This is a genomic window from Mycobacterium shinjukuense (assembly GCF_010730055.1).
GTDB lineage: Bacteria > Actinomycetota > Actinomycetes > Mycobacteriales > Mycobacteriaceae > Mycobacterium > Mycobacterium shinjukuense.
Map to the genome: position 1 here is coordinate 3,339,376 of NZ_AP022575.1, position 25,102 is coordinate 3,364,477.

Consider the following 25,102-nt stretch of genomic DNA (forward strand, 5'->3'; position numbering starts at 1 on the left):
ACTTCGTTCGGGACTTCCGCGATGCGTTCGAGTCGCTGATGGAGTTGCACACCCGACGTGCGAAGGGCCTGGCCGTGGCATGTCGCCGAAGCCGCAGGTGCGGTTGACCATCGATCGGCAGGCCGTGTCGGCGGCCGGCGATGTCGAGCCGTCGGAGAGGTGCACCTGGCCGCCATTGATGACAATGCCCGACCCTGCCGACGGCCCACAAGGCCCACAAGGCCCACAAAAAGTTGCGCCGTTGCGATGAGGGGAGTCGTACTGTGTAGCTGCGCCACAGCGACCAGACTGAAGGAGGACCATGACGCTCTCATCCGGCGAACCCGCGGCTGTCGGCGGGCGCCATCGCGTGGTCATCATCGGGAGCGGGTTCGGCGGCCTGAACGCGGCCAAGGCGCTCAAGCGGGCCGATGTCGACATCACGCTGATCTCGAAGACTACGACCCACCTATTCCAGCCATTGCTGTATCAGGTGGCCACCGGGATCTTGTCCGAGGGCGACATCGCCCCGACCACCAGGCTGATCCTGCGTCGGCAAAAAAACGTGCGGGTGTTGCTCGGTGAGGTCAACGCGATCGACCTGAAGGCCAAGACCGTCACGTCGAAGTTGATGGACATGGAGACGGTGACGCCGTACGACAGCCTCATCGTGGCCGCCGGCGCACAGCAGTCCTACTTCGGCAAAGACGAATTCGCCACCTTCGCACCCGGCATGAAGACCATCGACGACGCCCTGGAGCTGCGCGGCCGCATCCTGGGCGCATTCGAAGCCGCCGAGGTCACCACCGACCATGCCGAGCGGGAACGCCGGCTGACCTTCGTGGTGGTCGGGGCCGGACCGACCGGCGTCGAGGTCGCCGGACAGATCGTCGAACTCGCCGAGCGCACCCTGGCCGGGGCGTTTCGCACCATCACCCCCAGCGAATGCCGGGTGATCCTGCTGGACGCCGCACCCCAGGTGCTGCCGCCGATGGGCCCCAAGTTGGGCCTCAAGGCGCAAAAGCGGCTGGCGAAGATGGACGTCGAGGTGCAGCTCAACGCGATGGTGACCGCGGTCGACTACAAGGGCATCACCATCAGGGAAAAGGACGGCACACAGCGCCGCATCGAATGCGCGTGCAAGGTGTGGGCGGCCGGCGTGCAGGCCAACCCGCTGGGCAAGATGATCGCCGAGCAGTCCGACGGCACCGAAACCGACCGGGCCGGACGGGTGATCGTCGAGCCCGACCTCACCGTCAAGGGACACCCGTACGTCTTCGTCGTCGGTGATCTGATGTCGGTGCCCGGCGTGCCCGGGGTGGCGCAGGGCGCGATCCAGGGCGCCCGCTACGCCACCACGGTGATCAAGCACGCGGTGAAAGGCCATGACGATCCGGCCAGCCGCAAGCCCTTCAAGTACTTCGACAAGGGCAGCATGGCCACGATCTCACGGCACAGCGCCGTCGCGCAGGTCGGCAAGCTGGAGTTCGCCGGGTACTTCGCCTGGCTCGCGTGGTTAGTGCTGCATCTGTACTACCTGGTCGGCCACCGCAACCGGATCGCGGCGATCTTCGCCTGGGGGATCTCGTTCATGGGCCGTACTCGCGGACAGATGGCCATCACCAGCCAGATGATCTACGCCAGAGTGGTGACGCAGTGGATGGAGGCCCAAGCGCAAGGAGCGCTGGCGGCGGCCGAACGCGCAGAAGAGGCCGAGAAACAGGCAGCCGGCTAGCTCAACGCCTGGTCGATATCGGCGATCAGGTCGTCGGTGCCTTCCAGCCCGACGGAGATGCGGATCACGCCGTCACCCAGGCCGATCGCGGCGCGCCCCTCCGGGCCCATCGCCCGGTGGGTGGTGGTGGCCGGGTGCGTCACCAGCGATTTGGCGTCGCCGAGGTTGTTGGAGATGTCGATCAGCCGCATCTTGTCGAGCACCTGGAAGGCCCGCCGCTTGGCGACGTCGTCGGCGCAGTCGAGCGCGAAGGTGACGACGGTTCCGCCCCCGGTCATCTGGCGCTTGGCCAGGTCGTATTGCGGGTGTGACGGCAGAAACGGGTAACGCACCCACCGCACCGCCGGATGCCCTTGTAGGAACTCCGCGATCCGCTGCGCCGAGGAATTGCAGTGTTCGACCCTAATCGCCAGCGTTTCAAGGCCTTTCAGCAGCACCCAGGCATTGAAGGCGCTCATCGCCGGGCCGGTGTGCCGCATCAGCTTCTGCACCGGACCGTCGATGTACTCCCTGTCGCCGAGGATCGCGCCACCGAGCACCCGGCCCTGCCCATCGATGTGTTTGGTACCGGAGTACACCACCACGTCAACCCCCAACGGAAAACCCCGCTGCAACAATGGCGTGGCAAAAACGTTGTCCAGCACTACCTTTGCGCCCGCGGCGTGCGCCAGCTCGGTGACCGCCGCGATGTCCACCAGCGACTGCATCGGGTTCGACGGCGTCTCGAAGAACACCGCCTGCGTGGGCACCGACAGCGCCCGCTCCCATTGCGACAGGTCGTCGCCGTCGACGAAGACGGTCTGCACACCCCAGCGCGGCAGGATCTCGTTGCACACCACGAAGCACGAACCGAACAGGCTGCGGGCAGCGACCAACCGGTCACCGGCGGCCAGCAGCGCGCCCAGCGAGACGAACACCGCCGCCATCCCGCTGGCGGTGCCGAAGGCCGCCGGGGCGCCCTCGATCAGGCGCAGCCGTTCCTCAAACATGGTCACCGTCGGATTGCCGTAGCGCGAATACACAAAGTGGTCCAGCTCCCCGGCAAACGACCGCTCGGCAACGGCCGCCGACGGGTAGACGTAGCCGGAGGTCAGGTACATCGCCTCGGCCGTCTCGTCGAACCCCGACCGCAACAGCCCGCCGCGCACCCCGAGGGTGGCCGGGCCGACCCCGTCGGGCAGCGCCTTGGGCGTGCGGACCGACTCGCCGGGGGTGCTCATCCCTGGGTCCAGGGCAATCCGATCGCCCGCCAGCCGCCTGTGCCGCGATGCCCCTGGGCGTCAAGGTGCCCTTCAAAACCGTCCAGCACGTTGTAGGCCGGCGTGATGCCGGCCGCCGTGGCGGCCTCGGCGGCGCCGATGGAGCGGTTGCCGGAACGACACATGAACACCACCGGCCGGTCGCCCTGGCCGGCGTCAACGGGTGGGATCCGCTCCCGAAGTTCGGCCACGAAGCGCTCGTTGCGCCCGCCCTCGAAGGTGTCCCACTCGATGTAGATCACGTCACGGCCCAGGCTGGACAGGTCCGGCACCCCGACGAACCGCCATTCGGCCTTGGTGCGCACATCGACCAGCACCGCCTGGGGGTTGTCGCTGAGCATTTTCCAGGCCTCCAGCGGCGTGATGTCTCCCGCGTAGCTCACCCGCGTGAGTCTCGCATATTCAGCCGCGCCGCGACGTCGTGGGCACGGTCGCGCGCGGTCGCCACATCCGCCGCGGTGGCCAGCGCCACGCCCAGCCTGCCGGTTGTGCCCGCGGGCGCGCCGGGGCCGCCCCGGTCGAACATCCGGACATCGCTTTCCGGCACGCCCAGCGCCGCGGTCAGCGCCTCGGCGGTCGGTGCCGAATCACGGCCCGGACTCAGCATCCGGGCCGCGCCCGGCGACACCATCAGGGTGTCCACCGCCAACCCCAGGATCGCCCGGGCCTGCAGCTCGAACACCGAAAGCCGCTGGGTGCGCAGGGTCACCCAGGCGCGTTCGGTGGGCAGCGCCGAGACGTCGGCGAAGTACACCTCGTCGCCGTTGACCATCAATTCGACGCTGAACACGCCGCGGCCGCCGAGCGCCTTGACGATGCGTGCGGCGATCGACTTGGCCGCGTCCAGCGCGGCCGTGGTCAACCGCAGCGGTTGCCAGGATTCCAGGTCACCGCCGTCGGCGTCGCGATGAGCGATGGGCGCGCAGAACTCGATGACCGGTCCGATCGGGCACTGGCTGCACACCACGATCAGCGTGACCAGAAACTCGACCTCGACCACCGTCTCGGCCCACACCCGCTGGCGCGTGCCGGCGGGTTCCTGCCCGGCGGCATGGCGCCAGGCGCGTTCGAGGCCGTCGGGCCCGGCGACCACCGACTGCCCCCGCCCAGGCGCCCGGGCGACCGGTTTGACCAGCAACGGGAAGCCCGCGTGGGCGGCGACCGCCGCAAGGTCGGCGAGCGATTCGACGAACCAGAACGGCGCGGTGGGCAGGCCGAGCTGGTCGGCCGCCAGCCGGCGCAGGCCCTCCCGATCGATGGTCAACCGTAGGCTGCGGGCGCTGGGCACCGCGCTCACCGTGTCCAGGGCATCCACGGCGACCGCTTCGGTGAGCGTCACCACGAAATCCGGGTGCAGTCGGGCGAACACGGCGGCCAGCTCATCGGCATCGGTCAGGTTGACCACCAATGACTGGTCAGCGACCCGGTGCGCGGGCGCCTCGCGGTGCCCGTCTGCGACGATCACCTCCGCGCCCAGGTGTTGCAGCGCGACCGCCAGCTCCCAACCCGGTTCGCCGGCACCCAGCAGGAGCACCCGTGGCGCGTTGTCCGTCACCGGCCCACCCCTTCGCATGGTTGTTGTCCCGCCGCTCAAGGATAGGGCCGCGCAGCGGCAGGATCGGCCGGCGCCAACGCGGCGGCCCCGCACCGCCGGCCGCCCGGCGACGAGAAAGACGCGTCTGCACTCATTCTCTGAATTTTTGTGCGACTCTGCTGATAGCTGCCTGTTCAACGTGGCCATGAGGAGGTGGGGCGGGAGTGAGTGGCTGGATCCGCGCACCGAAAACCCTACTCGGCGGCGGAGGGCGCTTCGCGGACCGGACGGTGGCGTTGGGGAAAAGTCCATGTCCTACGTGACGACACAGCCAGAGATGCTGAACACCGCCGCCCGCGACTTGGCAAGCATCGGCTCGGCAATGGATGCGCTGAACGCCGCGGCGGCCTCGCTGACAACCGCCGTGGTTCCCGCTGCCGCCGACGAGGTGTCCGCGGTGACGGCGGTGCGGTTCGCCATCCACGCCCGGCTGTATCAATTGGTCAGCGCGCGGGCCACGGCGATTCACGACCAGTTCGTCGCCGTGCTGTCGTCCTGCGGGTGCTCGTACGCGGCGACCGAGGCCGCCAACACCGCCGCGGCCGGCCTGGGAGGGCAATAGCCGTGGTTGCCACCGACTTTGCCGCGCTACCACCGGAAATCAATTCGGCCAGAATCTATTCCGGGCCCGGCTCGGCTCCGCTGATGCAAGCGGCCGCGGCCTGGGAGCGGCTGGCCAACGAACTGAATTCGACGGCCGCCTCGTACGCTGCGGTGATCTCCGGGCTCACCGGCCAGGAATGGCTGGGCCCCTCGTCGATGTCGATGGCGGCGGCGGCCGCCCCCTACGTGGCGTGGATGAGGACCACCGCCGCTCAGGCCGAGCAGGCCGCCGCCCAGGCCCTGGCCGCGGCGAACGCCTACGAGGTGGCGTACGCGACGACGGTGCCCCCGGCGGCGATCGCGGCCAACCGCAACACCATGGTTTCCCTGGTGCGGACCAACGTGTTCGGACAGAACACGCCGGCGATCGCGGCCAGCGAAGCCGACTATGGCGAAATGTGGGCGCAGGACATCGTCGCCATGGAGGGCTACGCAGGCAGCTCGGAAGCCGCGTCGCAGCTGACACCCTTCACCCCGCCGCCGCCGACCACCACCGGGGCCGAGCCGGCGGCCGACGCCACGGCGCTGGCCGCGGCGGCCGCACCGTCCGCGGCGGCCGTGAACCTACCCGACCTGGTGGACCTGCCGACCCCACTGGGGGAGCTTGACCTTCTGGTGGCCGCGGCCGTGGCCGTCGCGGCCTCCAGCCTGGGCGTGCAGACGGCGCAACTGATCGAGATCTACCGCCACGACGAGGTCGACGAGTGGGAGAAGTACCCATTCGGCCCGGAATCGGCGGAAGCGGAAGAGGAAGCCGGTGGCGGATCAAGTCCGTACGTCCCCGGCCCCAGCCGGGGACGGGGCCCCACGCCGCTGCCGGGCCGGGTGTTCACCCCGCCCCAGCCCCCGATCGCCGCGCTGAGCGGCCATGCCACCAACATCGGCGGGCTGTCGGTGCCGCAGAGCTGGCTGCTGCCGCCGGCGGTGCGCCAGGTCGCCGCGATGTTCCCGGGAACGACTCCGATGTTCATGACCGACGGTTCCGAGGGTGCCTACACCGGGATGGCGGCCGCGGGGTTGGCCGGGACCAGCCTGGCCGGTCTTGCCGCCCGGGGCGCCTCGTCGTCTCCGACCCCCGCGGCGGCCGCCCCGACGGCCGGCGGCGGCAGCGGGGGCGGCGCGGCGGCCACCCGGCCCGCGGCGACCTCGCCCACGATCCCCGCGGCCGCCGCCGGGGCGGGCATCGCGGGCCTACCGCCGGGCTTGCCGCCCGGCGTCGTGGCGAATCTCGCGGCGACCCTGGCGGCCATCCCCGGGGCGACCATCATCGTCGTACCGCCGAACCCGAACGCCAACCATTAGAGCCGCCCGGCCCTCACGGCTGGCCGGGCAGTAGCCGCACCATCAGGCCGTTGCCCTCGGCCAGCAGCGTCTCGTCGCCGTCGACCAACTCCGCCGCCACGAACGCCTTGCGGCCCTCGATGCCGGTGACCCGGCCCCGGATCACCAGCGCCGCGTCGATCGGGGTGATCTTGCGGTAATCGACGTGCAGGAAGGCGGTCCGGCTGATCGGGCGTCCGGCGGCGTGCGAGATCATGCCGAAGATGTGGTCGAACAGCAGCGGCAGCACACCGCCGTGCACCGCGGAGTTGCCGCCGACATGAAACCGACTAAAGGATCCCGTCATCTCGACACCGTCGGGGTCGTAGCGGGTCAGCGTCCACGGCGGCAGCAACAGGCTGCCCATGCCGGGCAGGCCCGGGGTCCGCCCGGCCGGCGCCTTGCCTTCCTCGGCTTGGAACGGGCCCAGCAGCTCGACCAGGGCCGCGGCGCGCTCGGCCGCCTCGTCCCACACCGCGTCGCCGGGATCTGCCGACACCGCCAGATCCTGTAGCCGGCGCATCGTCGCCACGAACCGGCCGAAACCCTCACCCGGACTGGCCGGGCCGTATTCCGGGAAACCGCCGTGGTGTTGGTATTCGGGATCGATGTCTTGGGGGCCCAGCGAGGAATAGTGGGTCACGCGCGGTCCCGCAGGACGTCGCGGCGCACGATGGTCTGATCCCGTCCGGGGCCGACCCCGATGCACGAAACCGGTGCTCCGGCAAGCTCTTCCAGCCGCAACACATAGTCACGCGCCTTGGCGGGCAGGTCGTCGAAATCCCGGGCCCCGGAGATGTCTTCCCACCAGCCCGGCAGCTCGTCGTACACCGGTTGGGCGCGGCACAGGTCGCTTTGGGTCATCGGCATCTCCCGGGTGAGCCTGCCGTCGATCCGGTAGCCGACGCACACCGGCACCGTTTCCAGGCTGGAAAGCACGTCGAGCTTGGTCAGGAAAAAGTCGGTGATGCCGTTGACCCGGGTGGCGTAGCGCGCGATGACGGCGTCGAACCAGCCGCAGCGCCGGCGCCGGCCGGTGGTCACCCCGAACTCGCCGCCGGTCTTGGACAAGTACTCGCCATGCTCGTCGAACAGCTCGGTGGGAAACGGGCCGGAGCCCACCCGGGTGGTGTAGGCCTTGAGGATCCCCAGCACCGTGTGGATCCGGGTGGGACCGATGCCCGAACCCACGGCCGCCCCGCCGGCGGTCGGATTCGACGATGTCACATACGGGTAGGTGCCGTGGTCGACGTCGAGCAGGGTGCCCTGCGAGCCTTCCAGCAACACCGTTTCGCCGGCGTCCAACGCGTTGTTGAGCAGCAGCCGGGTGTCGGCGATGCGGTGCCGGAAACCTTGCGCCTGCTCCAGCAGCGCGTCGACCACCTGCCCCGGATCCAGCGCCTTGCGGTTGTAGATCTTGACCAGCACCTGGTTCTTGAACTCCAGCGCGGCCTCGACCTTGTGGGCCAGCTGATCCGGGTCCAGGACATCGGCTACCCGGATCCCCATGCGCGCGACCTTGTCCTGGTAGCAGGGCCCGATGCCGCGGCCGGTGGTGCCGATCTTCTTGGTGCCCATGTAGCGCTCGGTGACCTTGTCGATGGCGACGTGGTAGGGCATCAGCAGGTGTGCGTCCGCGGAGATCAACAGCCTGGAGGTGTCGACCCCCCGGTCTTTCAGGCCCCGCAGTTCGCCGAGCAGCACGCCGGGGTCGATCACCACGCCGTTGCCGATCACGTTGGTGACGCCGGGCGTCAGCACCCCCGACGGGATGAGGTGCAACGCGAAGTTCTCACCGGTCGGCAGGACCACGGTGTGGCCGGCGTTGTTGCCGCCCTGATAGCGCACCACCCACTGCACCCGCCCACCGAGCAGATCGGTGGCCTTACCCTTGCCCTCGTCGCCCCACTGGGCGCCGATGAGGACGATTGCCGGCATCACGCGCTCCCACCTGCTCTCGCGGGTTGTGCCCGCTTATTGTGGTCCAGCCGGTGACCTACCCTACTCAGCAGGTTGCGAGGAGCTGTCATGTATACGGCCGAGAACGCACCCAGCACCGCGGTCTTGCTGTTCGGCGATCGGCCCCTGCCCGCCGCGTTGACCGGCCTGCCCACCCACCGAGCCGACGATCCGGCCACGATCGATGCCGCGCTGGACCCATACCGGCGGGTCGTGGTGGTCGGCGGCGATGCCGACCTGGCCACCGTGCTGAGCCGGCTGTTGCGCACCGACCGGCTCGACGTCGAGGTGGGCTACGCCCCGCGCCGGCGCACCGCCGCGACCCGGATCTACGGGTTGCCGACCGGGCGCCGGGCGGCGCGGCACGCGCGGCATGGGGCCGCTCGGCGGGTGCCGCTGATCCGCGACGAGACCGGATCGGTGATCGTGGGCCGCGCTCGTTGGCTACCGGCCAACGAGCAGGCCCTGATCCATGGCGAGGCCGTCGTTGACGACACCGTGCTGTTCGATGGCGATGTGGCCGGGGTGTGCGTCGAGCCGACGTTGGCTCTGCCCGGTCTGCGGGCCTCGGTACGCGAGCGCCGGTGGCGCGGGTGGATCGCCGGGCGCGCCGCCCAGCTGGGCACCACCGGCGCCGTGGTGGTGCGTGACGGCGTCCCGGCACCCCGCCCGGTGCGGCGATCGACGTTTTACCGCAACGTCGAGGGCTGGCTGCTGGTCCGGTAGCTTTCGACCGGTGAGGAACATGGGCAGGCGCGAGTCGGTGCGACCCAGCCCGATCTTTCTGGGCCTGGTCGGTGTGACGGCCGTCGGGGGCGCGCTGGCCTGGCTGGCCGGGGAGACGGTGCAGCCGCTGGCCTACGCCGGGGTGTTCGTCATGGTGATCGCCGGCTGGCTGGTGTCGCTGTGCCTGCACGAGTTCGGTCACGCGTTCACCGCCTGGCGATTCGGCGACCACGATGTCGCCCTGCGCGGCTATCTCTCGCTGGACCCGCGGCGCTACAGCCATCCCATGCTGTCGCTGGGCCTGCCGATGCTGTTCATCGCGCTGGGCGGAATCGGCCTTCCCGGGGGCGCGGTGTATGTGCAGACCGGGTTCATGAGCACCACCCGCCGAACGCTGGTCAGCGTGGCCGGAGCGGCGATGAACCTGCTGCTGGCCGTGCTGCTGCTGGCGGCAACCCGGCTGTTGTACCAGCCGGCGCACGCGGTGTTGTGGGCCGGGGTGGCGTTTCTGGGTTTCCTGCAGCTCACCGCGGTGGTGTTGAACCTGTTGCCCATTCCGGGCCTGGACGGTTACGACGCGCTGGAACCCCACCTGAGTCCCCAGACGCAGCGCGCGCTGGCGCCGGCCAAGCAGTTCGGCCTGGTGTTCCTGCTGTTCCTGTTCCTGACGCCGGCGCTGAACCGGTGGTTGTTCGGCATGGTGTACTGGCTCTTCGAGCTGTCCGGTGTGGACCACTGGCTGGCCGCCGCGGGCAACACGCTGACCCGCTTCTGGGGCGTGTGGTTGTGACCCGGTGCGGCGTGCCGGGTGGCATCAGCCAGCCGCGGGCGCGTCTGCTCGCTCCTTTGTGTCTTTGCTCTCCGCGACCTCCCTACGCCGCCGCTGCCCGATGACGGACTCGCTGTGCGGCCGGTCCTCGGTATACAGCGGTTCCTCACCCCCCAACCCGCGCTTGCCCTTGCGAGCGGCCTGATCCTGACCGCCGTGGCCGATCGGCGCGACGCCCATGCCACCACCGCCCATCGCCCCGCTCGCGGCTGGGTTCACCCGGCCAAGGCCCGCGAGGTCACGACCCGCAATTTGCCGTGCCCCAGGCTCACCGTCCCCCCCGGACAGTAAGGGCGCAGCCTCCAGCGGCACCCGCGGCACGCCCCCACCCCCGCCAGCCCCGCCACCCCCAAGCGACGCCGGCTTTAGCGTCGGGAGTGTCGCGCCACTCGCCGACCGCGCACCGGTTGGCGGACGAACCGGCCCCGCGCCGCTCGGTGACGCCGGCTGTCCGGCAGGCAGCGTGGGCGTCTCGGGCAACCCGTCCGCGCCGGACAATCCAGAAGGAGGCCCGAGATCCGGACCGTCAGGAACGTCGGGGGGTAGTACAGCAGGGGTGGGCTCCGCCAACGGGCCCGAGGGCGAACTTCCCGAGATGCTGCCCTGAGCACTGGGGGGCAACGATGGCTGGATGGTCGAGAGAGCCGTCATCTGGGCGTAATTGGCCAGCGCGTGCTCCGACTTGTGTTGAAAGTGCCGGTACAAGCGCTTCACGTAGTGATGCCTGCTTTCAAAAGCTCGTGGTTTGGGCATGTGAGGCCAATCACTTTGGCCGGCCACGGGGGGAAAGATGGCGCGCTTCTCGGATCTGTAATGCTTGACGTCTTTTTCGTCGGGATGGTGGTCGACGAGGGTTTGTTGTGCCGACTTGAGAGCTTGGGCCTGGCTGGCCAGCTGGTCGCACAATTGAGCCATCTCGTCTAGCCATTGCCGATGTTCATCAAAGGCCGCCTGAGCAGCCGTGGCCGCATCGCCTGTCCAGTGTTCAAAGGGCCGCAACCGCTGGGAGATTTCTTCCAGCACTAGCCGGTAGGCCCTCCACGCATCCGCTGTCCTGCCCAACGACGCGCCCTGGTCATCATGGTGGACCCTCGTTACCGCCTCCTCCCACGGCAGGTATTCCGATGCGCCGGCGTTGGCCAACGCGTGCTCGGCCTTGGTGACGTCGGCGTAGGGCAACGCTACGAAACCCGCGTTCCCATCGGCTGCGTTGGTCGTCACCGCCGACACCGGACCCTGGCCATTCACTGCCTGCGCGGCATTGTCGTCCACGTGCCCGTAGGCTTTGGCCGCGTTCCGCAGCGCCTGCGCCAGGCGCCGCCGCTCCCCTTCGCCCGCGTCGAGATACGTCTGCACCGCCTTGATGTTCAGCGTCAACGCTAGGTTCGCTTTGTAGGCCGCCGCCACGTGGCACGTCGCCTTGGGGCCTCCGTGTGGTCGCCCCGGTGCTGGGGCCTCCAGCTCGGCGGCTCTGGCCACAAGTTCCTGTGTGCTTACAACCAGGGTGTGCGATTTCGTCATGTCGAATAATCCTCCTTAGCGCTGCAGCACCCGTCACCAAAAGACGGCACGCCGGTCCACAGCCGTCACCGGCCGTGCGAGCACGGGCGGGACTCAGCGGCCCGACCGGCACCGGGAAACCCACCTGCCCCGCCCATCTCACAGCCTGACGAGCCCGTTCGACTCGCGCTCCCGGAACACGCGTCGAAACCCAAGCCAGCCGGGGTTAGCGATCCACAACTTGTCGCCGTCATTCGCGCTCCTGAAATACAGAGCCCGTTATCTGGAATGCTCTCAAGCCATGTATCGCGGCATTGCGTATGACCCGGCCGACACGGTGCAGTGCGAGCTTGGAGCGAACGTGCGGCAACCATGAAATCCACTGGCCACGGCGGTATGGGCGGCCCGCTGGGCCAGCGTGCCCGGGCAGCCCAGCGCCCTTCGACGCGTCAGCGGCCCGGTGCGGGTGGTCGGGCGGGTGCGGTGGGGCCGCTACCTGTCGCTTGCCGAGATGCAGGGACCCACCAGGTCGGACCATCGGGGATGTGGCAACTGCGGCAACGGTCATGGCGGCTCGCTTGTCGGCGCTGTCCGGTGTGAACGCAGTGGCGACGGTGCGCGTGATGTTCCTGAAGACCTCGCCGAGAAACGACTTTCGTTGCCTCGACTCCGCATCGGCTATCCCATTACATGGCGCGCCAGACTCTCACGTTCGAGTAGACTCCCGCGGCACCCAACCGTTCGGCTGGAATCAGTTCCGCCAATTCTGGTCGTTCGCTATACGTTTGATCACTTCGGTGACGAACGGCAGCTCGGGAATATCCGAGGTCGCCATGTCCGCCGGTGCTGCGTTGATCATCACCACAAGTCCGTTGCCACCGGTCTTGCTGGCCAAGAAAAAACTCAGGTATCCCGAATTGAATCCGGAGTGCCCAAACCAGTCCCCGGTCGGCCGATCGTCGGGGATGTGGTCCATGAACGTCGCATCCATATTGACGTCAAAACCTAGCCCCCAGGGGGCAATACACGCGGCAGTGTTCGGTTCAGCGGTGGACAAACAGTGCCCGTCGGGCATCCTGGCGGGCTGGCGCGTCATCATTGCGCGAGCCACGGAGCCGGGTATCGGTGAGGGCCAGCCGGCCAGCGCTTCCTGGAACGCGATCATGATGCGTGCCATGTCGATCGGTGTACTGACCATGCTCCCCGATGCCTTAGCAGTGAACACCCGCGCACCGCCGGGTAGCGCCGACCCGTCGGGCAAGTAAGGCACCGCAAGCCTGTCGGCGAGCGCCGCACTCGGTGGGGCCGCGAAGCTACTGTTGCGCAGCCCTGGGATCTTGTCCAGCACATACTCGTCCACGATCCGCTCAAACGGGCGCCAGTCGTTCTGCTGCTCTACCGCCGCCTGCAACATCGTGTAGCCGCCGGGCGCATACTCCCACCGCGTCCCCGGCTCGGTGGCCACCGTGATCGGCGGTGTGGTTGCCGGCGGCTGACCATTGAGTTCCTGGGCAAGCGTCGGCAGGACCTGACCGGGCTCCAAACCCGAGTAATGAAAAGCGGCGATCCCCGCCGTGTGCGACAGCAACCCCTGCGCGGTGACCGGCCGTGAATACGTATTCGGCACCGTCCACATACTGCCATCGGGGAAACGGATCGGCGCAAACGGTGCAGTCAGCGACACACCGTGGTCAAAAAACGACTCGATGATCGCGATGGCCGCGATTGGCTTGCTCACCGAAGCAATCTGAAACGGCGTGTCGGTGTTCACTTTCCGCCCCGTGTGAACATCGGCCAGACCGAATCCCGCCGCCCACTCGACACGATAGTTCTTCACGACCGCGACCGAAGCACCTGGAATCTGCGCACTATGCATCTCGCCCTCGATCCATGATGCAAAATCGGCGGGCGGTTGTCCGGTTTTGGGCGCACCCGCCGCCGGCGGCGCCCCAACACCCGCACCAGTCACCGCTCCAAGTAGCGCAGCAGTCACGGCTGCCATGGCCTTTACCAATGTGCGCACCCGCATCTCCTCATCGGCCCACGTGCGCGCACCGGGAAAGCCCTCGTGCGGCGCCTCATCGCGACCCAGCTGTACCCCAGAAATGGTGTCGGCACTTTACGGTTGACCGAAGAAACCCGACTGGTCATTCCCCCTGTTGAAGCCCCCCGAGCTGTTGGTGCCGGCGTTGGCCACACCGGCGTTACCGCTACCGGTATTAAAGAAGCCCGTACCGCCGATGCCGGTGTTGACCAAACCTCTATTGAAGCTGCCGGAGTTGCTGATACCCGCAACGTGGTCGCCGGAATTCATGATGCCGGAGCCGAAACCGACGCCCATGGTCGTGTTGTGAAACCCTGAGGTACCGGTGCCGGAGTTGAAAAATCCTGAAACGTTTGTACCAGTGTTTCCGAAGCCCGAGATCGAACCGATTTGGGTTATTGAGCTTCCGATGCCGGTGTTCACGCTGCCCGCATTGAAAAGGCCCGTATTGGTGTTACCCGAGTTAAAGAAACCCGTGTTGAAATTACCCGAGTTGAAGCTTCCCGTATTTGCACCATCCGCCGAAAGTGCGCCACCCGAATTGAAGCTGCCGGTGTTGCGCCAACCCGAGTTCGCGAATCCCACGTTACCGATGCCCGAATTACCGCTACCCATATTTTCGATGCCCGAGTTGCCGAATCCTACATTACGTTCGCCGCCGTTCCCAAAGCCGGTGTTGATAGCGCCCCCATTCCAGCCGCCGGTATTGACGGAGCCCGAGTTCGAAAAGCCGAAGTTATTGTCGCCCGAGTTAAAGAAGCCGACGTTATTGTCGCCCGAGTTGAAGAATCCGATGTTGTTGCTACCTGAGTTTCCGAAGCCGAGATTCCCGACGCCCGAGTTCAATCCGCCAATTCCTACCATATTATTTCCGGTGAGCCCGAAACCAATGTTGTTGTTTCCGTGGTTGCCAAATCCAATGTTACTGTTGCCGGAATTTCCAAACCCGACGTTGCCGTTGCCATCGTTTCCGCCACCCCAGTTGAAGGAACCGTTGTTTCCGCTACCGACGTTGGAACTGCCGACATTCCCGCTGCCCAAATTTGCGTCGCCGAGTCTGTTCCCGAACCCGAAGTTTCCGGACCCGCCGTTGCCGCCGCCCAGATTGATATTACCAAAGTTACCGAAACCGAAGTTGGTATTACCGTTGTTTCCACTGCCCAGGTTTGCCAAACCAACGTTGCCACCGCCCAGGTTTATGCTGCCGGTGTTCCCGCCGCCCAGATTGAAGCTGCCGATGTTGCCGCCGCCGAAATTGAAATCGCCAGTATTCCCGCCGCCCAGATTGAAGCTGCCGATGTTCCCAAGACCCACATTCCCGATCCCGATGTTGCCTAGCGTCAACAAAGCCGCAACACTCCGCCCAAGCGGGTTAGCCGCGGCCAACACCGAGTTGGCCGCCACGGCGTGCGGACCTGACCACCCGGCCGCACCGACTAGTGCTTTCAACGCACCCTCCCAGGGCGACAGCTGCGCGACCACCGCCGATGCCTTCGCGTGATAACCCGACATCGCGGCGACATCCTGAGCCCACAGCTGCTCATACTCTGCCTCCGCCGCCGCGATCGCCGGAGCGTTCTGCCCCAACAGATTCGACACCACCAGCGACACCAGCTGGGTCCGATTCGCTGCCACCGCACCCGGGTGCGCCGTGGCCGCCCGGGCCGCCTCGAACACCGCAGCCGTGGCCTTCGCCTGCGCAGCCGCACCCGCTGCCAGCGCCGCCGATGTGTTCAGCCAACTCACATATGGAGCTGCCGCGCGCGCCATCGCCATCGCCGCCGCACCCTGCCACGACCCTTCGGCCAAGCCGGCAGTGACCGACGAGAACGAGACCGCCGCCGAATCCAGCTCCCCAGCCAAAGCGTCCCACGCCGCCGCCGCGGCCAGCATCGGACCCGACCCCGCGCCGGCGAACATCCGAGCCGAGTTGATCTCTGGCGGCAAGATCGTGAAATTCATCATGCCCAACTCTTCTCAATTACAATTACCCAATTACAATTAGCCGGCCTCGCCGTGCGCCGGTACCGTGGCGGCGCTATCACCACCGGCTGTTGTGTACGGTTCTTAAGCCGCTGGCGTGTGCCGCTGGTGTGTTGAACCTCAAGCATGTATAGGCCAAGATCGGTTCGGCAAGTATGCGGCGATCGTGAAATGCGCTGGCCGCGTCAACGTCGCCCGCCAACCTGGGTACGTGTCCGGCGTGTGTTCCCACCCGCCAGGCGAGCAGGGCTGCATTCCATCACGGTCATAGGGTCCCTACATGGCCAGCAAATAGGGCAGTGAGCCAGCTGGCCCACTAACACTAACGCAACAGTGGCTCGGTGTCGGACCTAGCGACCCTTGGTCGCTAGTCATGGGTCGGTTGGCTTGGAAGGCAAGGGCCTCTTCACGGCCCGGGCAGGGGTGCAACAGCCTCTGAAGTGCCTTGGACGGATGAGTGCCGCGGTGCTCGGTGGTCGGGTGCCGCCGATCGGTGTTGGCCGGGGTGTTGTCCGGTTTGCCGGGTGTGTTCGGCCTCGCCGGCCGGTTCGGCCTGGCCGGTTGACGGGCCGGGGTTGACGGGTGCCCGCCCACCCCGGTGGCCGCCGGCGCCGGCCCGGTCGCGGTGCTCGACGTCGTGGTCATCACCGCGGGTGCGGGCGGCCGCGGGCGCGGGCTCACCCGCCGCCGCGGGCGTCGGTGGGGCAGCCGGGCGCGCCCACGCCGGTCGCTCCGGTCGGGCCGGCTGGGCAGCGATGCCCGCCGCCACCGGGCGCAGCGGGCCCACCCACCCACCCCGACCGCGGTATGTACCCCCGCACCATCCCTGCGCCGGGGCCGCGGCGCCACCCGACCCGCGGCCTTGGCGCCGCTGGTGATCGCGCGGTCCTCGGGGTCCACCCGCGGGTCGCATTCCTTGGCCGGCCCGCGCCGGCGTCGGTTGGTTTCACGGTGGTGTGCTGCCGGTTCCCGGGCGACGATGCGGCGCCGGCGGCCGCGCTCACCCGCTGGTAGCGGTGGGTGGCCTCACGGATCGATGATGCGGTCTGTTGGGAATGCTCGACCAACACTGCCTGCATGGTGGCGCAGGTGATCAGCACGGGGGTGCAGACCAGGATTTGGTATTTAAGCGACAGGCTCAGCAGCCCCAGACGCTGCAGGGCTTCGGCCACCAGGGCGCAGACGGTCAAAAACCCGATGCTGGTGCCCAGGGCAATGCGCGTGTGGGTGATCTGGTCGGCGTGGTCTTGGACCAGGTGCTGGATGCGCTTGTCGGCCTCGGCCATCTGTGTGATCAATTCCCGCAGACCGGTGTTTTGGGCGTCGTAGGCTTCGGCGGCCAGGCCTTGCCACCCGTGGTGGGCCGAGGCCGCCGGCAACTGGTCAGCGATGCGGCCCAGTTTCGCCGAACCGCTGCCGAACCTTGCGCCGTTCTCGTCGCCGAACCCATCCAACAACGTCATCGCGGTAATCATCATTATCGCCGTATAAATAATGAAGGCATCAGACCACTTATCCGGCTGGTCACCTTTAGCCGGCTCTATTTTGTCCTGCTCGGTGTTGGCAGCATAGTTCTCAACAGAATCCGTGGCGGATTTTTCCAGCGAACCGTCCCCAGGCTCATCGGGTTCCACTTCCGCTTTACCGTCGTTGGACTCTCCATCAGTTTGAACTTGCCCTTCATCAGGTTGAGCTTCGCCACCTCCGTTCTCGTTTTTGCTCTGACTTTCAACTTCTTTAGGTTTCCGTTCCAGCGGTTCTTCATCGGAATCGGACTTGAAATCATCTTCTTTATCCTCATCTTCTTTATCTTGCGAAAAAGAACTGCCTTCGGTCGTGTCGTCGGAGTCGGGTCCGTCTAACCGGTACTGCTGCTGCCGAGCATAGTCGAGCTTCAGGGATCCGGTATCACCCTCTTCTATGATGTTGCCATTCCCGTCATATACACGGTACCAATCGTCGCCGGTATGCACTATAATTCGGGAGTTGGGCGAAAGTGTGACATTAAGGTCTGGCAGCCCATCTGTCGAAATGGTCGTTGCGGAGAATGCCTCCGAAGTTGGTGATGTTGTAGATGTAGGAGTGGAGGCTGTAACAGGTGTATAATCTTCTGAGTTTGTAAACGATGAAGTACCAGAGCTCACGGAAGAATCGGGATTTTCGCCCTCACCCTCGTCGTCGGATGAAGCGGAACTGCCGGAGTGGTATTCCATTGCGGTGTCCTTTCTAGCTCTCTAGCTGATGTGATGTTCTGGCGGCCAGTTGGCCAACTCGGGCCTTCCGAGTTGTGAATGCGAGCACCCGAGTCTCGCCGCCGACGGTTGCAGCCCCGAGGCTTAATAGCGCATCGCAATAGCGGTAGCTCACCGTATGATCGCCATCGACCGTTCCGCCGAGCCCGACAGCTGGGTGATATGGGCACACCACGCCGACCGTGGCGGGCGGTCTTTCGGCAGGTATTCGGCAATAGTGAAATCCGCGACCACAAGACCGGGCTCCGCGCGTCGGGGGCATTCGAGAAGGCCGTTTGACGACGCCGTCCCGTAGTCCGCAACCGCCCCAAGAGCGGCACGTGCGTGGCACCCGGAAGCCCAGCAAGCTGACGGCTCCGCTTGCTCGTTGGAGACTCCGCTGTGGGGTGTTGTCGCCGGCGCCGGCACGCACGCTTCGGTGCGCAACTGTCGTGGCGGTGGGGCCCGGTCACTAACGCCTCGGTATCGTGGTCGTGCTCCACACGAGCGTTTCGACCAGTGCACTTCATCAATGCCGAATGCCTGCCGAAAGCACAGACTCTATCGTCAGGCGGTGACTCGACTCGCTTGGCTTGACGGCTCCCAGCATCGCGGCGGGTGAGCCCGCGCCCGCGGCCGCCCGCACCCGCGGTGATGACCACGACGTCGAGCACCGCGACCGGGCCGGCGCCGGCGGCCACCGGGGTGGGCGGGCACCCGTCAACCCCGGCCCGTCAACCGGCCAGGCCGAACCGGCCGGCGAGGCCGAACACACCCGGCAAACCGGACAACACCCCTAACAAAGACCGGGAAGATGGTCCAAGGAAAGGAGGGCTTGGTTTAGCCGCAGGCATCGATTCATAGCCCCGGCAGCACTGTGCAACGGTGCAGCGCACTCCTCTTTTCGTCGCGTCAGTGCTGCGGTCACCACTGGCCAAGGCTTGCTCCTGTTGCCGAAGGGAATCGGTCAGGATGCGTTTCGCATCCGCTCGACGTCGCGATCGAGCAAGCGGCGGCAAGCGGCGGTGTTCAGCCTCGAGACCGCGGTTGGGGAAGCTCAGCCGGCCCACCCGGTGCGGCACGGCAGAGACCCATGAGCAGTTCGCGGATCGGGCTAAAGTCGCGGCCTTTTCGCCATGCATGGCCCGGCGAATTGACCTAATACTGCCTTGACGTGATCTTGGACATCTCTCCGCGGTTCGTCGTGGGGTGGATGGTCGCCAGCCACGAATCAGCCGCGCTGGCCGAGGTGGTGCCGATCCGCCAAACTCTCGCCAAGCACGGTATCGGCCCCGACCAGTTGACAGTCCATGCCGACCGCGGCAGCTCGGTGACCTCCAAACCGGTGCCATTCCTGCTCGCTGACCTTGGCATCACCTTCACCATCGCACCACACAATCTGCCGCTCGACGCGCTATTTTGCCCCGACTCGCCAAACCACTGAACACACCAGGCCCCACCGATCTATTTAGCACGCAGAAGCATGGCTCAACCGATATCCCGAAATCAACCGAACCAACGACTAGGAGACCCAAATGGTGGCAGGTAAGATCATTGATCCCAGGAATTCTACGGACACTGTAACCGACACGCCGTCAGAAATCACGTCGTCAGGATCTGGGCTGGACTCCGACATGATTGGATTAGCTGCACAACAGGAGAATCCAAATTTCCAACCAGGTTCCCCCGTTACTTCTGATACTCACGTTTACTTTCTTCCCGACGATCCTGCTGATAGCGAGGGTACTGAACATGATCTAACTGATAGCAGATTTCTTGACCTTGACGATCCTGCTGACGGCGAGACGCTTCCTGGTGAAAATCCACGCAACGACGGTAAGGATGAACTGCCAGAAGATGAAATCGACGATTTCAAGTCCGATTCCGATGAACCGCTGGAACGGAAACCTAAAGAAGTTGAAAGTCAGAGCAAAAACGAGAACGGAGGTGGCGAAGCTCAACCTGATGAAGAGCAAGTTCAAACTGATCGAGAGTTCAACGGTAAAGCGGAAGTGGAACCCGATGAGCCTGGGGTCGATTCGCCGGAAAAATCCGCCACGGATTCTGTTGAAGGCGCAGGGTATAGCATCGCAGGCGTACGACGCCTGCAAGAGCAAGTGGCGGGGCCAGAATTCTCTTGAGAACTATGCTGCCCACAGGCCTGGCTACTCGGACGGCCCCTATCGATCAGCGTATGCAGCATCTGGTGAAAGCGCACGCATAACAGGTCACTCACACGCGCCTTGCCCCGGGAAGACGGTCAGAGTCAGACGTTTGTGTCACCAGACCGGGAGGCACCAGTAACGTCAGTAAGGACCAATATCACAGCAACCAGAAAGGACCGCAATGTCAACGCCCTCAGGTAGTAGTGCTGATACGGGTCCTGGACAACCGGATCCTGGACAACAACAAGATGATACAACTCCTGATTCATCATATTCTATGGTATCCACAACTGGTGAAGATGGGCCTCAATCATTTGCTACAGAATACGGAGGCGAATATTATATTCACCACAGAACGGGGTTCACAGAATGGGGTGATACGGGATCCCTGGCCGAAGAATACCAGCAAAAGAAATTTGACCCAAACCAATTTTTTGGGCGTAGGGATGAAACTGGGACTGGATCCGACGACACGACCGAAGGCAGTTCTTTTTCGCAAGATAAAGAAGATGAGGATAAAGAAGATGATTTCAAGTCCGATTCCGATGAAGAACCGCTGGAACGGAAACCTAAAGAAGTTGAAAGTCAGAGCAAAAACGAGAACGGAGGTGGCGAAGCTCAACCTGATGAAGGGCAAGTTCAAACTGATGGAGAGTCCAACGACGGTAAAGCGGAAGTGGAACCCGATGAGCCTGGGGACGGTTCGCTGGAAAAATCCGCCACGGATTCTGTTGAGAACTATGCTGCCAACACCGAGCAGGACAAAATAGAGCCGGCTAAAGGTGACCAGCCGGATAAGTGGTCTGATGCCTTCATTATTTATACGGCGATAATGATGATTACCGCGATGACGTTGTTGGATGGGTTCGGCGACGAGAACGGCGCAAGGTTCGGCAGCGGTTCGGCGAAACTGGGCCGCATCGCTGACCAGTTGCCGGCGGCCTCGGCCCACCACGGGTGGCAAGGCCTGGCCGCCGAAGCCTACGACGCCCAAAACACCGGTCTGCGGGAATTGATCACACAGATGGCCGAGGCCGACAAGCGCATCCAGCACCTGGTCCAAGACCACGCCGACCAGATCACCCACACGCGCATTGCCCTGGGCACCAGCATCGGGTTTTTGACCGTCTGCGCCCTGGTGGCCGAAGCCCTGCAGCGTCTGGGGCTGCTGAGCCTGTCGCTTAAATACCAAATCCTGGTCTGCACCCCCGTGCTGATCACCTGCGCCACCATGCAGGCAGTGTTGGTCGAGCATTCCCAACAGACCGCATCATCGATCCGTGAGGCCACCCACCGCTACCAGCGGGTGAGCGCGGCCGCCGGCGCCGCATCGTCGCCCGGGAACCGGCAGCACACCACCGTGAAACCAACCGACGCCGGCGCGGGCCGGCCAAGGAATGCGACCCCGCGGGTGGACCCCGAGGACCGCGCGATCACCAGCGGCGCCAAGGCCGGGCCGCTCGGCCCTGGCCACGGCCGAGCAGAAGGTCCGCCGCCGCGGCGGCAGGCTGCGACACCACACCCCATCACCGGGATCAGCGATGCGGACCCGCCGCCACGCCCGCTGGCACCGGGCATCCCAACGCAACCACCCCAACCGGGCCCACAGCCTCAGACGCGACCCGCCACAAACTCACCCACCCCCGTTTCCCCGGACCAACAGCCACCCACAACCACCCGCCGCCGGGGCCACGACACCCACACCGACCACCCCAACCAGCCCACCCCCGGCGGCCACCGGTCCGGCCGGGCACCCATCGACACCATCCAGACAACCGGCGAGGCGCAGCGCACCCGCAGACCAGGTGGTGACTGAAAGAAGGGTCGGACACCGACCACTTCCATGGTGTGGCCGCCCGAGATTGACTCGGCAAATGTTTTCCCAGGCGGGATCGGGTCTCGGTGTTGGCGGCGGCGGAGGAGCAAACGGCTGCCGAGCCGGGTGCGGCGGGGGGCTTCCATTTTCGCCGGTGACCGCTGACGTGGCGGATGGGTGGTGGCAGGGTGCGGCGGCGGACGCGGCCGCGCCGTTTGTGAATCGGTTCAACGCATCAACAGCGCGGGCCGGACGTGCGGTCGCGACAGACCGAAGGCGGCATCCGCGGTATATGAGGCAGCCCACGCGGCCACAACGCATCAGCGATGGTGTCGGCGATTCGGGCTCAACTGGTGTCGCTGGTGCTGTCGAATGTGTTGGGGCACAACGCATCGGCGATCGCGGCGACTGAGACCGCAGATAGATGAGCGGCCGTGACCGCAGGATGTGGCGGAGATGCCGGGTTAGTTGTCATTTGCCACGATGATGGGACCAGCCTTTTGCCAGTGGCATGGGACCACCTGATCGGCTCAGGGAGCATGGTGTTCTCCTTCGTGCTGGGTTGTCAAACGTAAGGGTTTCTGCCGTCGCCGGTAGGACTCGCCTTCGATGACGAGCTCGTGCGCGGTTGAGGTGAGCCTGTCGACTGCCGATTGGGCCAGCAGCGGGTCGCTCATCATGGTCAGCCACTCATCGGGCGTTCGGTTCGACGTCGTAACGGTCGACGCCTTGTGATGGCGGGCCACGACAAGCTCGTAAAAGTCGGCGGTCTCGGTGGCGTCCATCGGCTGCAGGGCGAAGTCATCGATGATCAGCAGCCGCACTTGGGCGAGCCGGCGCATCTCGGCTTCGGTGCTGTTATCGAGCCGGGATGCCTTGAGCCGCTTGAACATCGCGTCCGCGCGCAGCATCAGGGTGGGGACCCGGCGGCGGATGGCGATATGGCCCAGCGCGGTGGCCAGATGTGTTTTGCCGACCCCGACGGCACCCAGCACGCAGGCGCCGTGGGGCCCGTCGAGGAACCGCAGGCTGGTCAGCTCTGCCCACAGCGCCCGGTCGTAGCGGATGGCGGCGGACTCGTCCCAGGTGTCAAGGCGCATGGCCGGGTCGAGTCCGGCGGCACGTGCCCGGCGAGTGGCCGAGCTGGTGTCGCGGCGGGTGACCTCGTCGGCGAGGACCAGCTCGAGGAACGCCACGTGCGACAGATGCTGCTGGCGGGCCAGGGTGAGCCGCTCGGGCAGCGTGTCCAGCATCCGACCCAACTTGAGCTGGCGCATCACCCTTTTCAGATCGGGTGAGATCGGTTCACAGATAATGGTTTTCGTCACTTGTCCGCCCCTGTTGCGGCGTCGCCGCCGTCGATCACGGTCAACCAGTGCGGCCTGACCCGATACTCTGCAGGGTCGCGTGCGAACCGCGCCGGCGCCGGGCCACCGCTGGCCGCGCGTGGTGCGGGGGCGGGGCCGTTCTCGGTGGCCTTTTCCAGCATCGCGGCGATCTTCGCCACCGAGACAACATCGAGGTCCAGCGCCCGCCCGCACGCGGTGTCCACCGGCCCGGCGCCGTAGCGCTTCACCAGCCCGAGCAGCCGATAGACCTGCCGCATCTTCGTCCAGGGCAGCTCGTGGTCGAGCAGCCGCTCGGCGTAGACGCCGACGTTGGCCCCGTGCAGCGCAGCCGTGCTGATCAGCCGGGCAAGGTCACGCATGGCGTAGGCGGTCTTCTCCGCGGGCAAGTCGGCCGGATCCGTCGAGCGGCCACCCGGCTGCTGGCGCGGGTGGGTCTTGAAACAGCTTGACCAGCTCGTCGTCCGCACAGGCCTGAATACGTTGCCCGAGAAGGTGTTCCGGGATGCTGTACAGAGCTCGATCCACCTGGACGTGGTAATCGCGATGAACTTTGACCTCGGTGTAGATCGGCATCCGATAGACCCGGTCGGGCGCGGGCAGCAGCGCCGCCGCCTCGTGTTCGGCGAACACCACCGCCGGCTGCGCGCGGGTGGTGCCGTGGATGCGCAACCCGGCCTTGTCCGCACACCAAAGCTCGGCGCGGCCCTGCGCGTCGGCCAAATCGATGAACTGCTCCCCGGCGAAGAAGTTGCCGCGCACATACTGCAACACCCGCTCCACCCGGGGTTTGTCCTGAGGGTGAGCCACCCGCGCGGGGTCGGTGACAAATCCGCGCGCCTGCCCATACTCCAGCCAGCCCACACTGAACTGTGGATTGAGTGAATCTGACTTGGGCACAACAGGTGTCATATTGTCGGGGATCAGCACCTTGAAGACCCCGCCGAAGAACCGCCACGCCGCCTCGCACCCGGCGATGTTCGCCTCCAGTTTGGGAAAACGTCAACCACACGAACATGTGCCGCGAGTACACCGCGGTGAAGATCAGCGCGTGCGCCACCCGGCGCCGCCCGGCCTGCGGGTCGAAGATCAACCCCATCCGAGCGAAGTCGATTTGGCACTCCACCCCAGGCTCGCCATCTGCCACCGGCACCGTCGCGCGCCGGCCGCGGCCCTGGTAGTCGGTGCGCTCCACACAGAACCGGTGCAACGTGCGATGCGGCACCATAACCCCCTGCCTGGCGAGCAGATCACCGATCTTCACCACGGTCAACCCGTCGCCGACCCACTTGGTGATCTGATCACGTTGGTTTTCAAGGGATTCCCACGCCACACCATGACCGTTCGGGCGGTCCGGGCGCACCGCCTCCACCACCTGCCCGATCAGCTCATCGGTCAGCTGCTCCTGGCCACCGTCGCGGTCTAAACCGGCCTCGACCGCCGCATCCACGTATCGGGCCACCGTCTTGCGATCCACCCCCGCGTGCCGGGCCACCCTGCACTGCCCCTTCCCCAGCAGCCAGCCTCGCAGGATCTCACGAACCTCGATCACATCAACCTCCCGAAACGCCATTCCGGACCTCCACATCTACCGACATGGATCGATCCGAAGACACCAACGTGGCGACCACCCGGCACGACACGCCGGGTGGTCCCATTACTGGCAAAAGGGTGGTCCCATCATGGTGGCAAAACTCGGGTCAAACCGGCCCCATGACCGTGGCAGTCGACAGTGGTCGGTGTCCGACCCTTCTTTCAGTCACCACCTGGTCTGCGGGTGCGCTGCGCCTCGCCGGTTGTCTGGATGGTGTCGATGGGTGCCCGGCCGGACCGGTGGCCGCCGGGGGTGGGCTGGTTGGGGTGGTCGGTGTGGGTGTCGTGGCCCCGGCGGCGGGTGGTTGTGGGTGGCTGTTGGTCCGGGGAAACGGGGGTGGGTGAGTTTGTGGCGGGTCGCGTCTGAGGCTGTGGGCCCGGTTGGGGTGGTTGCGTTGGGATGCCCGGTGCCAGCGGGCG

At 65.9% G+C, this 25,102-nt stretch carries 21 protein-coding genes and 1 pseudogene; 10 read left to right on the forward strand and 12 right to left on the reverse strand.

The genetic code is table 11. The annotated features are described in order from the left end of the window. Positions 1-301 precede the first annotated feature (301 nt). Positions 302-1,714: an NAD(P)/FAD-dependent oxidoreductase gene (locus G6N20_RS15140; protein WP_083050951.1), complete on the forward strand. Its 1,413-nt coding sequence runs from the start codon at positions 302-304 to the stop codon at positions 1,712-1,714. Here G6N20_RS15140 and G6N20_RS15145 read toward each other — a convergent pair. The 3 genes from G6N20_RS15145 to purT are packed head-to-tail and all read right to left on the reverse strand — an operon-like array spanning position 1,711 to position 4,546. Then, a complete protein-coding gene (locus G6N20_RS15145) occupies positions 1,711-2,934 on the reverse strand; it encodes an O-succinylhomoserine sulfhydrylase (protein ID WP_083050949.1) in 1,224 nt (407 codons plus the stop codon). The two genes, G6N20_RS15140 and G6N20_RS15145, sit on opposite strands and share 4 nt — an antisense overlap. Continuing rightward, on the reverse strand, positions 2,931-3,356 hold the full coding sequence (locus tag G6N20_RS15150; protein ID WP_083050946.1) for a rhodanese-like domain-containing protein: 426 nt from the start codon (positions 3,354-3,356) through the stop codon (positions 2,931-2,933). Before G6N20_RS15150 ends, G6N20_RS15145 begins: the two co-directional genes overlap by 4 nt. Then, positions 3,353-4,546 (reverse strand): formate-dependent phosphoribosylglycinamide formyltransferase, encoded by a 1,194-nt coding sequence (purT, locus tag G6N20_RS15155; protein WP_083050944.1) that lies wholly within the window; start codon positions 4,544-4,546, stop codon positions 3,353-3,355. The genes G6N20_RS15150 and purT overlap by 4 nt, the downstream gene beginning before the upstream one ends. A gap of 271 nt (positions 4,547-4,817) precedes the next feature. On the opposite strand from purT, the gene G6N20_RS15160 reads away from it, so the two are divergent. Next, positions 4,818-5,129, forward strand: coding sequence for a PE family protein (locus G6N20_RS15160; protein ID WP_083050941.1), 312 nt, complete (start codon positions 4,818-4,820; stop codon positions 5,127-5,129). 2 nt (positions 5,130-5,131) lie between these two features. After that, positions 5,132-6,472, forward strand: coding sequence for a PPE family protein (locus G6N20_RS15165; RefSeq protein ID WP_163663052.1), 1,341 nt, complete (start codon positions 5,132-5,134; stop codon positions 6,470-6,472). A 13-nt stretch (positions 6,473-6,485) separates the two neighbouring features. Here the strand turns inward: G6N20_RS15165 and G6N20_RS15170 are convergent, their stop codons facing one another. Together G6N20_RS15170 and G6N20_RS15175 are read right to left on the reverse strand one after the other, a co-directional pair. Further along, the gene (locus G6N20_RS15170; RefSeq protein ID WP_276003586.1) at positions 6,486-7,115 is read right to left on the reverse strand and encodes a PaaI family thioesterase; all 630 of its coding nucleotides are present in this window, start codon (positions 7,113-7,115) and stop codon (positions 6,486-6,488) included. Positions 7,116-7,129: 14 nt separating this feature from the next. After that, complete coding sequence (locus tag G6N20_RS15175) at positions 7,130-8,428, reverse strand: adenylosuccinate synthase (RefSeq protein ID WP_083050933.1); 1,299 nt, start codon at positions 8,426-8,428, stop codon at positions 7,130-7,132. A 90-nt stretch (positions 8,429-8,518) separates the two neighbouring features. Between G6N20_RS15175 and G6N20_RS15180 the strand changes: the two genes are divergently transcribed. Continuing rightward, positions 8,519-9,175: a peptidase M50 gene (locus G6N20_RS15180; RefSeq protein ID WP_083050930.1), complete on the forward strand. Its 657-nt coding sequence runs from the start codon at positions 8,519-8,521 to the stop codon at positions 9,173-9,175. 19 nt (positions 9,176-9,194) lie between these two features. After that, positions 9,195-9,965 (forward strand): site-2 protease family protein, encoded by a 771-nt coding sequence (locus G6N20_RS15185; protein WP_083050928.1) that lies wholly within the window; start codon positions 9,195-9,197, stop codon positions 9,963-9,965. Between the two features lie 24 nt (positions 9,966-9,989). Here G6N20_RS15185 and espB read toward each other — a convergent pair whose 3' ends face one another. From espB to G6N20_RS15205, 4 genes are all read right to left on the reverse strand, one after another. Beyond that, positions 9,990-11,525 (reverse strand): EspB family ESX-1 secretion system-associated protein, encoded by a 1,536-nt coding sequence (gene espB / locus G6N20_RS15190; protein ID WP_163663055.1) that lies wholly within the window; start codon positions 11,523-11,525, stop codon positions 9,990-9,992. 730 nt (positions 11,526-12,255) lie between these two features. Then, entirely contained in the window at positions 12,256-13,527 is a 1,272-nt protein-coding gene (locus tag G6N20_RS15195; RefSeq protein WP_158084810.1) for a serine hydrolase domain-containing protein, read from the reverse strand. Between the two features lie 96 nt (positions 13,528-13,623). After that, on the reverse strand, positions 13,624-15,510 hold the full coding sequence (locus G6N20_RS15200; protein ID WP_083052576.1) for a PPE family protein: 1,887 nt from the start codon (positions 15,508-15,510) through the stop codon (positions 13,624-13,626). A gap of 698 nt (positions 15,511-16,208) precedes the next feature. Then, complete coding sequence (locus G6N20_RS15205; protein ID WP_163663058.1) at positions 16,209-17,744, reverse strand: EspA/EspE family type VII secretion system effector; 1,536 nt, start codon at positions 17,742-17,744, stop codon at positions 16,209-16,211. Positions 17,745-18,355: 611 nt separating this feature from the next. Here G6N20_RS15205 and G6N20_RS15210 point away from each other — a divergent pair. From G6N20_RS15210 to G6N20_RS15225, 4 genes and pseudogenes are all read left to right on the forward strand, one after another. Next, complete coding sequence (locus tag G6N20_RS15210) at positions 18,356-18,562, forward strand: hypothetical protein (RefSeq protein WP_163663061.1); 207 nt, start codon at positions 18,356-18,358, stop codon at positions 18,560-18,562. Positions 18,563-18,924: 362 nt separating this feature from the next. Next, positions 18,925-19,140 (forward strand): annotated as a pseudogene (locus G6N20_RS15215) (IS3-like element IS1141 family transposase); the annotation flags it as partial. A 157-nt stretch (positions 19,141-19,297) separates the two neighbouring features. After that, on the forward strand, positions 19,298-19,903 hold the full coding sequence (locus tag G6N20_RS15220) for a hypothetical protein (RefSeq protein WP_163663064.1): 606 nt from the start codon (positions 19,298-19,300) through the stop codon (positions 19,901-19,903). 301 nt (positions 19,904-20,204) lie between these two features. Beyond that, a complete protein-coding gene (locus G6N20_RS15225; RefSeq protein WP_163663067.1) occupies positions 20,205-21,743 on the forward strand; it encodes an EspA/EspE family type VII secretion system effector in 1,539 nt (512 codons plus the stop codon). A 530-nt stretch (positions 21,744-22,273) separates the two neighbouring features. Here the strand turns inward: G6N20_RS15225 and istB are convergent. Genes istB through G6N20_RS22445 form a run of 3 tightly spaced genes read right to left on the reverse strand, consistent with a single transcriptional unit; the run spans position 22,274 to position 23,989 of the window. Beyond that, entirely contained in the window at positions 22,274-23,020 is a 747-nt protein-coding gene (gene istB / locus G6N20_RS15230; RefSeq protein WP_083052636.1) for an IS21-like element helper ATPase IstB, read from the reverse strand. A gap of 47 nt (positions 23,021-23,067) precedes the next feature. Further along, a complete protein-coding gene (locus G6N20_RS22440; protein WP_308206116.1) occupies positions 23,068-23,478 on the reverse strand; it encodes a transposase in 411 nt (136 codons plus the stop codon). Continuing rightward, positions 23,444-23,989 carry a Mu transposase domain-containing protein gene (locus tag G6N20_RS22445; RefSeq protein WP_308206117.1) on the reverse strand — a complete coding sequence of 182 codons (546 nt, stop codon included), beginning with the start codon at positions 23,987-23,989 and terminating at the stop codon, positions 23,444-23,446. Before G6N20_RS22445 ends, G6N20_RS22440 begins: the two co-directional genes overlap by 35 nt. 31 nt (positions 23,990-24,020) lie before the next feature. Here G6N20_RS22445 and G6N20_RS22450 point away from each other — a divergent pair, with 31 nt between their 5' ends. Continuing rightward, complete coding sequence (locus tag G6N20_RS22450) at positions 24,021-24,515, forward strand: hypothetical protein (protein ID WP_308206118.1); 495 nt, start codon at positions 24,021-24,023, stop codon at positions 24,513-24,515. Positions 24,516-25,102: the final 587 nt, after the last annotated feature.

Bases quoted from the DNA above. Each gene is read 5' to 3' on its own strand.
- G6N20_RS15180 (WP_083050930.1), top strand. From the start codon at position 8,519: ATGTATACGGCCGAGAACGCACCCAGCACCGCGGTCTTGCTGTTCGGC.
- G6N20_RS15160 (WP_083050941.1), top strand. From the start codon at position 4,818: ATGTCCTACGTGACGACACAGCCAGAGATGCTGAACACCGCCGCCCGC.
- espB (WP_163663055.1), bottom strand. From the start codon at position 11,525: ATGACGAAATCGCACACCCTGGTTGTAAGCACACAGGAACTTGTGGCC.
- G6N20_RS15175 (WP_083050933.1), bottom strand. From the start codon at position 8,428: ATGCCGGCAATCGTCCTCATCGGCGCCCAGTGGGGCGACGAGGGCAAG.
- G6N20_RS15220 (WP_163663064.1), top strand. From the start codon at position 19,298: ATGGTGGCAGGTAAGATCATTGATCCCAGGAATTCTACGGACACTGTA.
- G6N20_RS15225 (WP_163663067.1), top strand. From the start codon at position 20,205: ATGGTATCCACAACTGGTGAAGATGGGCCTCAATCATTTGCTACAGAA.
- purT (WP_083050944.1), bottom strand. From the start codon at position 4,546: ATGCGAAGGGGTGGGCCGGTGACGGACAACGCGCCACGGGTGCTCCTG.
- istB (WP_083052636.1), bottom strand. From the start codon at position 23,020: ATGCGCCAGCTCAAGTTGGGTCGGATGCTGGACACGCTGCCCGAGCGG.
- G6N20_RS15185 (WP_083050928.1), top strand. From the start codon at position 9,195: ATGGGCAGGCGCGAGTCGGTGCGACCCAGCCCGATCTTTCTGGGCCTG.
- G6N20_RS15140 (WP_083050951.1), top strand. From the start codon at position 302: ATGACGCTCTCATCCGGCGAACCCGCGGCTGTCGGCGGGCGCCATCGC.
- G6N20_RS15200 (WP_083052576.1), bottom strand. From the start codon at position 15,510: ATGAATTTCACGATCTTGCCGCCAGAGATCAACTCGGCTCGGATGTTC.
- G6N20_RS15205 (WP_163663058.1), bottom strand. From the start codon at position 17,744: ATGGAATACCACTCCGGCAGTTCCGCTTCATCCGACGACGAGGGTGAG.
- G6N20_RS15145 (WP_083050949.1), bottom strand. From the start codon at position 2,934: ATGAGCACCCCCGGCGAGTCGGTCCGCACGCCCAAGGCGCTGCCCGAC.